The following is a 12,404-nucleotide window of genomic DNA, read 5'->3' as shown; positions in this document are numbered from 1 at the left end:
CCCTTACAGCTTCATCAGGCTGGCGTCGTCGACCGAGGCCGAGTGGCGGGAACGGAAGAGCGACACGATGATCGCGAGCCCGACCACGACCTCCGCGGCGGCGACGACCATCGTGAAGAAGGCGATGATCTGGCCGTCGAGATTGCCGTGCAGGCGGGAGAAGACGACGAACGCGAGGTTGCAGGCGTTGAGCATGAGCTCGACGCACATGAACACCACGATCGCGTTGCGTCTGATCAGCACACCGGTGGCGCCGATCGTGAACAACAGGGCGGCGAGATAGAGGTAGTTGACCGGGTTCACTTGGACGCCTCCTCCGTCTTCGTGCGCTCCAGGCGTTCTTCGGCTCGCTGCTCCAGCGCCTTCAGATCGCTCAGCGCCTCGGGGGACACGTCACGGATCTGGCCGCGGTCCCGCAGCGTCTTGCTGACGGTCAGCTCGGACGGGGTGCCGTCCGGAAGGAGGCCCGCGATGTCCACCGCGTTGTGCCGGGCGTAGACACCGGGGGCCGGCAGCGGCGGTACGTGCTTGCCCTCCCGTACGCGCTGCTCGGACAGCTCGCGCTGGGTCTTGGCTCGCTCGGTGCGCTCGCGGTGCGTGAGCACCATGGCGCCGACGGCGGCCGTGATGAGCAGGGCGCCGGTGATTTCGAAGGCGAACACGTACTTCGTGAAGATGAGGGCGGCGAGGCCCTGCACGTTCCCGTTGGCGTTGGCCTTGCCCAGGCCGTTGAAGTCCTTCAGGGACGCGTTGCCGATGCCCGCGATCAGCAGGACGCCGAAGCCGAGTCCGCACACCAGGGCCAGCCAGCGCTGCCCCTTGATGGTCTCTTTCAGGGAGTCCGCCGCGGTGACACCGACGAGCATGACCACGAAGAGGAACAGCATCATGATCGCGCCGGTGTAGACGACGATCTGCACGACGCCCAGGAAGTAGGCGCCGTTGGCGAGGTAGAACACCGCCAGGATGATCATGGTGCCGGCGAGACAGAGCGCGCTGTGCACGGCCTTCTTCATGAAGACGGTGCACAGGGCGCCGATCACGGCGACCGTGCCGAGGACCCAGAACTGGAAGGCCTCTCCGGTGGAGGTGGAGTAGGCGGCGAGCTGCGCGCTCATGCCCCCACCCCCTCTTCCGTGGGCTTCTCGCCCTTGGAGACGGCGACTTGGCGCTCCGTGCCCGGCGCCGCCTCGGTCACCAGACCCTGGTAGTAGTCCTGCTCGTCCATGCCGGGGAAGATCGAGTGCGGTGTGTCGACCATGCCCTCATCGAGCCCGGCGAGCAGCTGCTCCTTGGTGTAGATGAGGTTGGCGCGGCTGGAGTCGGCGAGCTCGAACTCGTTCGTCATCGTGAGCGCGCGAGTGGGGCACGCCTCGATGCACAGGCCGCACAGGATGCAGCGGGCGTAGTTGATCTGGTAGACGCGGCCGTACCGCTCGCCCGGCGAGTAGCGCTCCTCGTCGGTGTTGTCCGCGCCCTCCACATAGATGGCGTCCGCGGGGCAGGCCCAGGCACACAGCTCGCAGCCGACGCACTTCTCCAGACCGTCCGGGTGGCGGTTCAGCTGGTGCCGGCCGTGGAACCGCGGGGCGGTGGTCTTCTGCTGCTCCGGGTACTGCTCCGTCAGGCGCTTCTTGAACATGGCCTTGAAGGTCACGCCGAAGCCTGCGACGGGGTTCTGGAAACCGGGCTTGGTCTCCTTCGGCTCCTCAGCCATCGGACCCCTCCTTTCCGTCACGAGTTCCGCCATTCGATCCGTCACTCGCAGTATCGGTCCCACCACTGACAATCAACTCGCGCTCGCGGCGCGGGCGGCGCCGGGGCACGGGTGGCAGCTCCTGTCCCGGCAGTGGCGGCACCGGGAATCCACCGGCCATCGGGTCGAAGGCGGCGGGCTCGGCGGGCGCTTCCTGGGCACCCTGCTTGTCGCGGAAGATGTCCGCGGCGAACGAGAGCAGCAGCAGGACGAGGACACCGCCGCCGACGTACAGGGCGATGTCGGCGAAGTCGTAGTTCTCGTTCCTGAGGGTCCGCACGGTCGCGACGAGCATCAGCCAGACCACGGAGACCGGGATGAGGACCTTCCAGCCGAGCTTCATCAGCTGGTCGTAGCGGACGCGCGGCAGCGTGCCGCGCAGCCAGATGAAGAAGAACAGCAGCAACTGCACCTTCACCACGAACCAGAGCATCGGCCACCAGCCGTGGTTGGCCCCCTCCCAGAAGGTGCTGATGGGCCACGGGGCCCGCCAGCCGCCCAGGAAGAGCGTGGTCGACACGGCCGAGACCGTCACCATGTTCACGTACTCGGCGAGCATGAACAGCGCGAACTTGATGGACGAGTACTCGGTGTTGAAACCGCCGACGAGGTCGCCCTCGGACTCCGGCATGTCGAAGGGGGCGCGGTTGGTCTCGCCGACCATCGTGATGACGTAGATCAGGAACGAGACCGGCAGCAGGATGATGTACCAGCGGTCGTGTTGCTGTTCGACGATCGTCGAGGTCGACATCGACCCGGAGTAGAGGAACACCGAGGCGAAAGAGGCGCCCATGGCGATCTCGTACGAGATCATCTGCGCGCAGGATCGCAGACCGCCCAGCAGCGGGTAGGTGGATCCAGAACTCCAACCCGCGAGCACGATCCCGTAGATGCCCACCGAGGCGACTGCGAGGATGTAGAGCATCGCGATCGGCAGGTCCGTGAGCTGCATCGTGGTGCGGTGGCCGAAGATCGAGATCTCGTTGCCGGCGGGCCCGAAGGGGATCACCGCGATCGCCATGAAGGCCGGGATGGCCGCGACGATCGGCGCGAGGATGTAGACCACCTTGTCCGCGCGTTTGACGACGAGGTCTTCCTTGAGCATCAGTTTGACGCCGTCGGCGAGCGACTGGAGCATGCCCCAGGGGCCGTGCCGGTTGGGTCCGATGCGCAGCTGCATCCAGGCGACGACCTTGCGCTCCCACACGATGGAGAAGAGCACGGTCACCATCAGGAAGGCGAAGCAGAAGACCGCCTTGACGACGACCAGCCACCAGGGGTCGCGGCCGAACATGGAGAGGTCTTCAGCGGCGAGGTACGGCGTCATGCCTCCACCTCCTTGGGGGCCTCGGTGGCGAGCGTCGCCGGGCCGATGCGGACGAGTGCGCCGGGCAGCGCCCCCGTGTCGGAGGCGACGCCCCCTCCGGTGGAGTTCAGCGGGAGCCAGACCACGCGGTCGGGCATCTCGGTGATCTCCAGCGGGAGTTCGACGGTTCCGGCGCTGCTGGTGACCGCGAGGAGGTCGCCTTCCTTGACGCCCGCCTCGGCGGCCGTGGCGGCCGACACACGCGCGCGTGCGGCATGCCGGGTCCCGGCGAGCGCGTCGTCGCCCTCCTGGAGGCGGCCCTGGTCGAGCAGCAGCCGGTGGCCCGCGAGCACGGCCTCCCCCGCGGCGGGACGCGGCAGCGATGCCGCGATCTCCACGGGCCCGGTGGCCCGCAGGCCGCCCCAGGGACCGAGCCGGTCCAGCTCCCCGCGCGCGGTGCGCAGATCCGGCAGACCCAGGTGTACGTCCATGGCGTCGGCGAGCATCTGCAGGACGCGCGCGTCGGTGGGCGCCAGGCGGCGGGTCATCTGGTCGGGCTTGAGCGCGGCCTCGAAGAAGCGCACCCTGCCCTCCCAGTTCAGGAAGGTGCCCGCCTTCTCGGCGACCGCGGCCACCGGGAGGACGACATCCGCGTGCTCGGTGACCTCACCGGGCCGCAGTTCGAGCGACACCAGGAAGCCGACTTCGGAAAGGGCCGCACGCGCGCGTGCCGGGTCGGGAAGGTCGGCGACCTCCACGCCCGCCACCACCAGGGCCCGCAGCTCCCCGCCGACGGCGGCTTCGACGATCTGACCGGTGTCGCGCCCGTAGCGATGCGGGAGCTCGGAGACACCCCAGGCGGCCGCGACCTCCTCCCGCGCTCGCGGGTCGGTGGCCGGACGTCCGCCCGGCAGCAGCGACGGCAGCGCGCCCGCCTCGATCGCGCCGCGCTCCCCGGCCCGGCGCGGGATCCACACCAGTGTGGCGCCGGTCGCGGACGCGGCCCGTACGGCGGCGGTGAGCCCGCCCGCCACGCCCGCGAGCCGCTCGCCGACGACGATCACCGCACCCTCGGTGTGCAGCGCCTCGGCGGCCCTGGCACCGTCGCCCTCCAGACCGACGCCGCTCGCGAGGGCGTCCAGCCACTCGGTCTCGGTACCGGGCGCGGCGGGCAGCAGCGTGCCGCCCGCCTTGTCCAGGCCGCGTGTCGCGTACGTGGCGAGCGAGAAGGTCTTCTGTCCGTGTCCGCGCCAGGCCTTGCGCAGCCGCAGGAAGACTCCGGGCGCCTCCTCCTCGGACTCGAAACCGACGAGCAGGACGGCGGGCGCCTTCTCCAAAGAGGTGTACGTGAGGCCCGTACCGTCGAGATCCCGTCCGTGTCCGGCGACCCGGGAGGCCAGGAAGTCGGCCTCCTCGGCGCTGTGCACGCGCGCGCGGAAGTCGATGTCGTTCGTGTCGAGGGCCACGCGCGCGAACTTGCTGTAGGCGTAGGCGTCCTCGACGGTGAGGCGGCCACCGGTCAGGACGCCGGTCCGGCCGCGTGCCGCCGACAGGCCCCGAGCCGCCGCCTCCAGGGCCTCGGGCCAGGAGGCGGGCTCCAGTTCACCCGACTCACCCCGTACGAGGGGCGTCTCGAGCCGGTCCCGCTGCTGCGCGTACCGGAACCCGAACCGCCCCTTGTCGCAGAGCCACTCCTCGTTGACCTCGGGGTCGGGGGAGGCCAGGCGCCGCATGACCTTGCCGCGCCGGTGGTCGGTGCGGGTCGCGCAGCCGCCCGCGCAGTGCTCGCACACCGAGTGCGAGGAGACGAGGTCGAACGGACGCGAGCGGAAGCGATACGCCGCCGAGGTCAGCGCGCCCACCGGGCAGATCTGGATGGTGTTCCCGGAGAAGTACGACTCGAACGGGTCGCCCTCGCCGGTGCCGACCTGCTGGAGCGCGCCCCGCTCGATCAGCTCGATCATCGGATCGCCCGCGATCTGGTTGGAGAAGCGGGTGCAGCGGGCGCACAGCACGCACCGCTCGCGGTCGAGCAGCACCTGCGTGGAGATCGGGACCGGCTTCTCGTAGGTCCGCTTCTTGCCCTCGAAGCGGGATTCGGCGTTGCCGTGCGACATCGCCTGGTTCTGCAGCGGGCACTCGCCGCCCTTGTCGCAGACGGGGCAGTCCAGCGGGTGGTTGATGAGCAGCAGCTCCATCACACCGTGCTGGGCCTTTTCGGCTGCGGGCGAGGTGAGGTGAGTCTTCACCACCATTCCGTCCGTACACGTGATCGTGCAGGACGCCATGGGCTTGCGCTGGCCCTCGACCTCGACGATGCACTGGCGGCAGGCGCCGGCCGGGTCGAGCAGCGGATGGTCGCAGAATCGGGGGATCTCGATGCCGAGCTGTTCGGCGGCCCGGATGACCAGGGTGCCCTTGGGCACGCTGATCTCGGCTCCGTCGATCGTCAGCGAGACGAGATCCTCCGGCGGAACCGCCGCCTCTCCCCCTCCCGAGGGAGCGCTGGTGGTCACCGTCATGCGTTCACCTCCGTGCGGTCGGCCCAAGCGGTGGACTTGGCCGGGTCAAAGGGGCAGCCGCGGCCCGTGATGTGCTCCTCGTACTCCTCGCGGAAGTACTTGAGCGAGGAGAAGATCGGCGAGGCCGCGCCGTCGCCGAGGGCGCAGAACGACTTGCCGTTGATGTTGTCGGCGATGTCGTTGAGTTTGTCGAGGTCCGACATGACGCCCTTGCCCGCCTCGATGTCGCGCAGCAACTGCACGAGCCAGTACGTCCCTTCGCGGCAGGGTGTGCACTTGCCGCAGGACTCGTGGGCGTAGAACTCGGTCCACCGGGTGACCGCCCGCACGACGCAGGTCGTCTCGTCGAAGCACTGGAGTGCTTTTGTGCCGAGCATGGAACCCGCGGCACCCACTCCTTCGTAATCAAGAGGGACGTCGAGGTGCTCGTCGGTGAACATCGGGGTGGAGGAGCCGCCCGGCGTCCAGAACTTCAACCGGTGGCCGGGGCGCATCCCGCCGCTCATCTCGAGGAGTTGACGGAGGGTGATGCCGAGCGGGGCCTCGTACTGGCCGGGGCTGGCGACGTGGCCGCTGAGCGAGTAGAGCGTGAAGCCCGGGGACTTCTCGCTACCCATCGACCTGAACCATTCCTTGCCTTTTCGGAGGATTGCGGGAACTGACGCGATCGACTCGACGTTATTCACCACAGTCGGGCACGCATAGAGGCCCGCGACGGCTGGGAAGGGGGGACGGAGCCGCGGTTGACCACGGCGGCCTTCGAGCGAGTCGAGCAGTGCGGTCTCCTCACCGCAGATGTACGCGCCCGCGCCCGCGTGCACGGTGAGCTTGAGGTCGAGTCCGCTGCCCAGGATGTTCTCGCCCAGGTAGCCCGCCGCGTAGGCCTCTCGCACGGCCTCGTGCAACCGCCGCAATACGGGGACGACTTCACCGCGGAGATAGATGAACGCATGCGAAGACCGGATGGCATAACACGCGATCACAATGCCCTCGATGAGGCTATGCGGGTTCGCGAAGAGGAGCGGGATGTCCTTGCAGGTTCCCGGCTCCGATTCGTCGGCGTTGACAACTAGATAGTGAGGTTTGCCATCACCCTGAGGAATGAACTGCCACTTCATTCCGGTGGGGAATCCCGCGCCGCCCCGGCCGCGCAGCCCGGAGTCCTTGACGTACGCGATCAGGTCGTCCGGCGACATGGCCAGCGCCTTGCGCAGCCCCTCGTACCCCTCGTGCCTCCGGTAGACGTCGAGCGTCCAGGACTTCTCCTCGTCCCAGAAGGCCGACAGCACGGGTGCGAGCAGCTTCTCCGGGCTGGTCTCGTCGATCTCGGGTGCCAACGTCATCACTCCCCCTCCTCGGCTGCGGGACCCGCCGGGTGCGACGGATCAGAGGCCGATGTGTCCTGCGGCGCGTCGTGCGAGCTCAGGTGCTCGGCCGGCGACTGGTCCTGCGGTGCCCCACCGCCCCGGGGGTGGACCACGCGCGCGTGGACGCTCTCCCCCTTGGCCAGGCGGAGGCCGATCAGTGAGGCGGGGCCCGCGCTGCCGCCCGCCTCCACGGCTCCCTCGCGCTCGTCGGGGAAGCCCGCCAGGATCCGCGCGGTGTCCTTGAAGGTGCACAAGGGGGCGCCGCGGGTGGGTGCGACCTGTACTCCCGTGCGCAGGTCGTCGACGAGGCGCTTCGCGGAGGCCACGGTCTGGTTGTCGAAGAACTCCCAGTTGACCATCACGACCGGTGCGAAGTCGCAGGCCGCGTTGCACTCGATGTGCTCCAGCGTGACCTTGCCGTCGTCGGTGGTCTCGCCGTTGCCGACGCCCAGGTGGTCCTGCAGGGCCTCGAAGATCGCGTCGCCGCCCATGACCGCGCACAGGGTGTTGGTGCACACACCCACCTGGTAGTCACCGCTCGCCTTGCGCCGGTACATCGAGTAGAAGGTCGCGACGGCGGTGACCTCGGCCGTGGTCAGGTTCAGTACGTCCGCGCAGAACCGCTGCCCCGTGCGCGTGACGTGGCCCTCCTCCGACTGCACGAGATGCAGCAACGGAAGGAGCGCCGAACGGGAGTCCGGGTAGCGGGCGACGATCTCGCGCGCGTCCGCTTCGAGCCGGGCCCGAACGTCGTCCGGATAGTCGGGCGCGGGCAGTTGGGGCATGCCCAGGCTGACGCCCTCGGGGGTGGTGGTCACCGGTCGACGCCTCCCATCACGGGGTCGATGGACGCGACGGCGACGATGACGTCGGCGACCTGGCCGCCCTCGCACATCGCCGCCATGGCCTGCAGATTGGTGAAGGACGGGTCACGGAAGTGGACCCGGTAGGGGCGGGTGCCTCCGTCGGACACGGCGTGCACCCCGAGCTCGCCCTTGGGCGACTCGACCGCCGCGTACGCCTGTCCCGGCGGGACGCGGAAGCCCTCGGTCACCAGCTTGAAGTGGTGGATCAGGGCCTCCATGGAGGTGCCCATGATCTTCTTGATGTGGTCGAGGGAGTTGCCGAGACCGTCGGGGCCCAGTGCGAGCTGGGCGGGCCAGGCGATCTTCTTGTCGGCGACCATGACCGGGCCGGGCTGCAGCCGGTCCAGGCACTGCTCGACGATGTGCAGCGACTGGCGCATTTCCTCCAGGCGGATCAGGAAGCGCCCGTAGGAGTCGCAGGTGTCGGCGGTCGGGATCTCGAAGTCGTACGTCTCGTAGCCGCAGTACGGCTGGGCCTTGCGCAGGTCGTGCGGCAGGCCCGCGGAGCGCAGGATCGGGCCGGTGGCGCCGAGGGCCATGCAGCCGGCCAGGTCGAGGTAGCCGACGTCCTGCATACGGGCCTTGAAGATGGGGTTCCCGGTGGCGAGCTTGTCGTACTCGGGAAGGTTCTTGTGCATCTTCTTCACGAACTCGCGGATCTGGTCCACCGCGCCGGGCGGCAGGTCCTGGGCGAGTCCGCCGGGGCGGATGTACGCGTGGTTCATCCGCAGGCCGGTGATCAGCTCGTAGATGTCGAGAATGAGTTCACGATCACGGAAGCCGTAGATCATGATCGTGGTGGCGCCGAGTTCCATGCCTCCGGTGGCGATGCACACCAGGTGGGAGGAGAGTCGGTTCAGCTCCATCAGGAGGACGCGGATGATCGTGGCGCGGTCGGGGATCTGGTCCTCGATGCCGAGGAGCTTCTCGACGGCGAGACAGTAGGCCGTCTCGTTGAAGAACGGCGTCAGATAGTCCATGCGCGTCACGAACGTGGTGCCCTGGGTCCACGTGCGGAACTCGAGGTTCTTCTCGATGCCGGTGTGGAGGTAGCCGATGCCGCACCGGGCCTCGGTGACCGTCTCGCCGTCGATCTCCAGGATGAGCCGGAGCACCCCGTGGGTGGACGGGTGCTGCGGGCCCATGTTGACGATGATGCGCTCGTCGTCGGACTTCGCCGCGGACTGGGCGATCTCGTCCCAGTCGCCACCCGTGACCGTATATACGGTGCCCTCGGTCGTCTCCCGCGCCGCCGCGGCGGACGCGCCGGAAGAAGGGGTCTGCGTGCTCATGAGTACGACCTCCGCTGGTCCGGAGCAGGGATCTGGGCGCCCTTGTACTCGATGGGGATGCCACCGAGGGGGTAGTCCTTGCGCTGCGGGTGGCCCTGCCAGTCGTCCGGCATCATGATCCGCGTCAGTGCCGGGTGGCCGTCGAAGATCAGGCCGAAGAAGTCGTACGTCTCGCGCTCGTGCCAGTCGTTCGTCGGGTAGACGGAGACGAGCGAGGGGACGTGCGGGTCGGCGTCGGGGGCGCTGACTTCGAGGCGGATCAGCCGGTTGTGGGTGATCGAGCGCAGGTGGTAGACGGCGTGCAGCTCGCGGCCCTTGTCGCTCGGGTAGTGCACCGCGCTCACGCCCGTGCACAGTTCGAAGCGGAGGGCCGGGTCGTCGCGGAGGGTCTGGGCGACCCGCACCAGGTACTCGCGTTCGATGTGGAAGGTGAGCTCGTCGCGGTCGACGATCGTCTTCTCGATGGCGTTGTCGGGGACGAGCCCCTGTTCCTCCAGGGCGCCTTCCAGCTCGTCGGCGACCTCGTCGAACCAGCCGCCGTAGGGCCGGGTGGCCGGGCCGGGGAGCCGGACGGAGCGGACCAGGCCTCCGTAGCCGGTGGTGTCGCCGCCGTTGTTGGCGCCGAACATGCCGCGCTGGACGCGGATCTCCTCGCCGCCCTCGCCACGCTGGCCGGGGAGGTTGGAGGCGCCGAGGTCCTTCTCGGGGTTCACCCCGTTGCCGTTCGCGTCACTCACCGCAGCAGGCCCTTCATCTCGATGGTGGGGAGCGCCTTGAGCGCCGCTTCCTCCGCCTCGCGGGCCGCTTCCTCGGCGTTCACGCCGAGCTTGGAGGTCTGGATCTTCTGGTGGAGCTTGAGGATCGCGTCGATCAGCATCTCGGGCCGCGGCGGACAGCCGGGCAAATAGATGTCGACCGGGACGATATGGTCGACGCCCTGCACAATGGCGTAGTTGTTGAACATTCCGCCCGATGAGGCACAGACCCCCATGGAGATCACCCACTTGGGGTTGGGCATCTGGTCATAGACCTGCCGCAGCACCGGCGCCATCTTCTGACTGACGCGGCCGGCGACGATCATGAGGTCGGCCTGACGCGGTGAGCCGCGGAAGACCTCCATGCCGAAGCGCGCGAGGTCGTAGCGGCCCGCGCCGGTCGTCATCATCTCGATGGCGCAGCAGGCGAGTCCGAACGTGGCGGGGAAGACGGACGCCTTGCGCACCCAGCCCGCGGCCTGCTCGACGGTGGTCAGCAGGAATCCGCTCGGCAGCTTTTCTTCGAGTCCCATGTCTTAAAGGCCCCTCAGTCCCATTCCAGGCCGCCGCGCCGCCATACGTACGCGTACGCGACGAAGACGGTGAGCACGAAGAGCAGCATCTCCACGAGCCCGAAAACACCCAGGGCGTCGAAGGTGACGGCCCAGGGGTAGAGGAAGACGATCTCGATGTCGAAGACGATGAAGAGCATCGCCGTCAGGTAGTACTTGATGGGGAAGCGCCCGCCGCCGGCCGGCGTGGGGGTCGGCTCGATACCGCACTCGTAGGCCTCGAGCTTGGCCCGGTTGTATCGCTTTGGACCGATAAGCGTGGCCATGACCACGGAGAAGATCGCAAAGCCTGCCCCGAGGGCTCCCAGTACGAGGATCGGCGCATACGCGTTCACGCTCCTCGCTCCTCTCAGTCGGCACTGACTGCTGGCGGTTGCGTCAGGCAAGCACTTCCGCCCCACCCGTCCCACGAACCCCGTGTGTCCCGACGAAGATCGCGTACATGTGAAGCAGGTCACAAGCCCAACTGCCTCGCATCTTATGCCCGCCGGTCTGTGATCTGCGACACGGGGTATTGCACAAGCTTTGTGATCTCCACCACCTGACGAAGGATCATGAAGTCGGATGAGCGGTGATCTTCATACGCGAAGCGTCCGTGCGATCACCAGATGTGACATTTCCGCTCGTCACCACAGGTCCAAGGCGGTGTCTCACTATCAAGAGACTTCCGATGCATGCAAATTGGTGCTGGACGCAGGGGCTTGATAGAGGAGCGCGTTCACACATCAGAGGGAGAGGTGTGGACGGATGTGGACGGGCATCGGCGCGTGCATACATTCACGAGCGGGGGCAGTCGAGAGATACGCGCGGGACGCCGCCGCCCCGGTGACCGTTCCGTGACCTGTGTCACATCGACCTATGGGTCGGATAAGCCGGCCTTGGCCACAGGCTGCAACCAATGGTAGGCAGAGGGCAATTCGGGCGTAATACGGAAAGAGCATGATCACAGCCTTGATCATCTCTGTCCAGAATGCCCGTTACGGCGTCAATAAAGAGTGACGCGCCCCGGATTCGGCCGCGGATTGAACAACTGTGGCGCACCACACGTTTCTTGAAGGTATGAGGGAGTCCCTGATACCGGTTGTACCCATGTCCCACACCGCTCACATACGCAACCACCGGAAGCCCCGCCGCAACGCGTCGACGCTAGCGATGCGCGCCGGAGTTGCCGGTGGCGTTCTCAGCACCTTGGCCGTGGCCGGTGCGGCTGGTTCGGCGAACGCCGCCGAGCCTGTGACCCAGACCCTCGAACTGCCCACCCTGACGGCCGACCTGGCCACTCAGCTGGCGCAGTCCGCGGACGCCACGCAGCAGGCCGCTGCGAACTACGAGCTGCAGGCCGAGCGCGACGCGGCTGCCGCAAAGGCCGCGAAGCAGGCCAAGGCGGACCTCGCGGACGCCAAGAAGAAGGCCGAGGCCAAGAAGAAGGCCGAGGACGCCCGCAAGGCCGCGGCCGCCCAGGCCGCCTCTCGGTCGTCCACGCGGACCATCCTGTCCAGCTCCGCGGGCTCCTCGAGTTCGACCTTCTCCGCCCCGGCCAGCGGCAGTGTCGCCACCGTCCTCGCCTTCCTCAAGGCTCAGGTCGGCGACGCGTACGTGATGGGCGGTACGGGCCCCAACGCGTGGGACTGCTCCGGCCTCGTGCAGGCCGCGTTCAGGCAGGTCGGTGTCGACCTGCCGCGCGTCTCGCAGGACCAGTCGACGTCCGGTACGCCGGTCTCGCTGTCCAACATCCAGGCCGGCGACATCCTGTACTGGGGTTCGGCCGGTTCGGCGTACCACGTGGGTGTGTACATAGGTAACGGTCAGTACCTGGACGCGGCCAACCCCTCCAAGGGTGTGGTGATTCAGGACCTTTCGGGCTACCCGGCCACGGGCGCGGTGCGCGTTCTCTGAGTCGCGGGACCTTGTGAGTCATACGGCGTGAAGGCCGCCACCCGAGTGGGTGGCGGCCTCGTCGTACTGCCC

General features: G+C 67.9%; 12 protein-coding genes. 1 reads left to right on the top strand and 11 read right to left on the bottom strand.

What is annotated here, in order from left to right:
* Positions 1-3: 3 nt before the first annotated feature.
* From nuoK to ACIQTP_RS24360, 11 genes are read right to left on the bottom strand one after another with little or no spacing between them, the layout of a single operon-like run.
* Positions 4-303 carry an NADH-quinone oxidoreductase subunit NuoK gene (gene nuoK, locus ACIQTP_RS24410; RefSeq protein WP_095853175.1) on the bottom strand — a complete coding sequence of 100 codons (300 nt, stop codon included), beginning with the start codon at positions 301-303 and terminating at the stop codon, positions 4-6.
* Positions 300-1,118 carry an NADH-quinone oxidoreductase subunit J gene (locus ACIQTP_RS24405; RefSeq protein ID WP_403403006.1) on the bottom strand — a complete coding sequence of 273 codons (819 nt, stop codon included), beginning with the start codon at positions 1,116-1,118 and terminating at the stop codon, positions 300-302. The genes nuoK and ACIQTP_RS24405 overlap by 4 nt, the downstream gene beginning before the upstream one ends.
* Entirely contained in the window at positions 1,115-1,717 is a 603-nt protein-coding gene (nuoI, locus tag ACIQTP_RS24400) for an NADH-quinone oxidoreductase subunit NuoI (protein ID WP_402034496.1), read from the bottom strand. The genes ACIQTP_RS24405 and nuoI overlap by 4 nt, the downstream gene beginning before the upstream one ends.
* Positions 1,710-3,083: an NADH-quinone oxidoreductase subunit NuoH gene (nuoH, locus tag ACIQTP_RS24395; RefSeq protein ID WP_403403003.1), complete on the bottom strand. Its 1,374-nt coding sequence runs from the start codon at positions 3,081-3,083 to the stop codon at positions 1,710-1,712. The genes nuoI and nuoH overlap by 8 nt, the downstream gene beginning before the upstream one ends.
* The gene (locus ACIQTP_RS24390; protein WP_403403000.1) at positions 3,080-5,584 is read right to left on the bottom strand and encodes an NADH-quinone oxidoreductase subunit G; all 2,505 of its coding nucleotides are present in this window, start codon (positions 5,582-5,584) and stop codon (positions 3,080-3,082) included. Before ACIQTP_RS24390 ends, nuoH begins: the two co-directional genes overlap by 4 nt.
* A complete protein-coding gene (gene nuoF, locus ACIQTP_RS24385) occupies positions 5,581-6,930 on the bottom strand; it encodes an NADH-quinone oxidoreductase subunit NuoF (protein WP_211118779.1) in 1,350 nt (449 codons plus the stop codon). The genes ACIQTP_RS24390 and nuoF overlap by 4 nt, the downstream gene beginning before the upstream one ends.
* A complete protein-coding gene (gene nuoE, locus ACIQTP_RS24380) occupies positions 6,927-7,736 on the bottom strand; it encodes an NADH-quinone oxidoreductase subunit NuoE (RefSeq protein WP_403403411.1) in 810 nt (269 codons plus the stop codon). Before nuoE ends, nuoF begins: the two co-directional genes overlap by 4 nt.
* A gap of 29 nt (positions 7,737-7,765) precedes the next feature.
* Positions 7,766-9,109: an NADH-quinone oxidoreductase subunit D gene (locus tag ACIQTP_RS24375; protein WP_054232151.1), complete on the bottom strand. Its 1,344-nt coding sequence runs from the start codon at positions 9,107-9,109 to the stop codon at positions 7,766-7,768.
* Positions 9,106-9,846, bottom strand: a complete 741-nt coding sequence (locus ACIQTP_RS24370) for an NADH-quinone oxidoreductase subunit C (protein ID WP_101400038.1) — start codon at positions 9,844-9,846, stop codon at positions 9,106-9,108. The genes ACIQTP_RS24375 and ACIQTP_RS24370 overlap by 4 nt, the downstream gene beginning before the upstream one ends.
* The gene (locus tag ACIQTP_RS24365) at positions 9,843-10,397 is read right to left on the bottom strand and encodes an NADH-quinone oxidoreductase subunit B family protein (RefSeq protein ID WP_053743379.1); all 555 of its coding nucleotides are present in this window, start codon (positions 10,395-10,397) and stop codon (positions 9,843-9,845) included. Before ACIQTP_RS24365 ends, ACIQTP_RS24370 begins: the two co-directional genes overlap by 4 nt.
* A 14-nt stretch (positions 10,398-10,411) precedes the next feature.
* Positions 10,412-10,771: an NADH-quinone oxidoreductase subunit A gene (locus tag ACIQTP_RS24360; protein ID WP_007383963.1), complete on the bottom strand. Its 360-nt coding sequence runs from the start codon at positions 10,769-10,771 to the stop codon at positions 10,412-10,414.
* A gap of 724 nt (positions 10,772-11,495) precedes the next feature.
* Between ACIQTP_RS24360 and ACIQTP_RS24355 the strand changes: the two genes are divergently transcribed.
* Complete coding sequence (locus ACIQTP_RS24355) at positions 11,496-12,332, top strand: C40 family peptidase (protein WP_403402995.1); 837 nt, start codon at positions 11,496-11,498, stop codon at positions 12,330-12,332.
* The last annotated feature ends 72 nt before the right edge of the window (positions 12,333-12,404 follow it).

The organism is Streptomyces sp. NPDC090798 (genome assembly GCF_044768965.1).
In the GTDB taxonomy this organism is placed as follows: domain Bacteria; phylum Actinomycetota; class Actinomycetes; order Streptomycetales; family Streptomycetaceae; genus Streptomyces.
Note: the sequence above shows the minus strand (reverse complement) of the source record. Positions and strands in the feature narration are given on the sequence as shown.

Excerpts from the sequence above, each read along its gene's own strand:
- nuoI (WP_402034496.1), bottom strand. The coding sequence starts at position 1,717 with ATGGCTGAGGAGCCGAAGGAGACCAAGCCCGGTTTCCAGAACCCCGTC.
- ACIQTP_RS24365 (WP_053743379.1), bottom strand. The coding sequence starts at position 10,397 with ATGGGACTCGAAGAAAAGCTGCCGAGCGGATTCCTGCTGACCACCGTC.
- ACIQTP_RS24405 (WP_403403006.1), bottom strand. The coding sequence starts at position 1,118 with ATGAGCGCGCAGCTCGCCGCCTACTCCACCTCCACCGGAGAGGCCTTC.
- ACIQTP_RS24390 (WP_403403000.1), bottom strand. The coding sequence starts at position 5,584 with ATGACGGTGACCACCAGCGCTCCCTCGGGAGGGGGAGAGGCGGCGGTT.
- nuoH (WP_403403003.1), bottom strand. The coding sequence starts at position 3,083 with ATGACGCCGTACCTCGCCGCTGAAGACCTCTCCATGTTCGGCCGCGAC.
- ACIQTP_RS24375 (WP_054232151.1), bottom strand. The coding sequence starts at position 9,109 with ATGAGCACGCAGACCCCTTCTTCCGGCGCGTCCGCCGCGGCGGCGCGG.
- ACIQTP_RS24355 (WP_403402995.1), top strand. The coding sequence starts at position 11,496 with ATGAGGGAGTCCCTGATACCGGTTGTACCCATGTCCCACACCGCTCAC.
- nuoE (WP_403403411.1), bottom strand. The coding sequence starts at position 7,736 with ATGCCCCAACTGCCCGCGCCCGACTATCCGGACGACGTTCGGGCCCGG.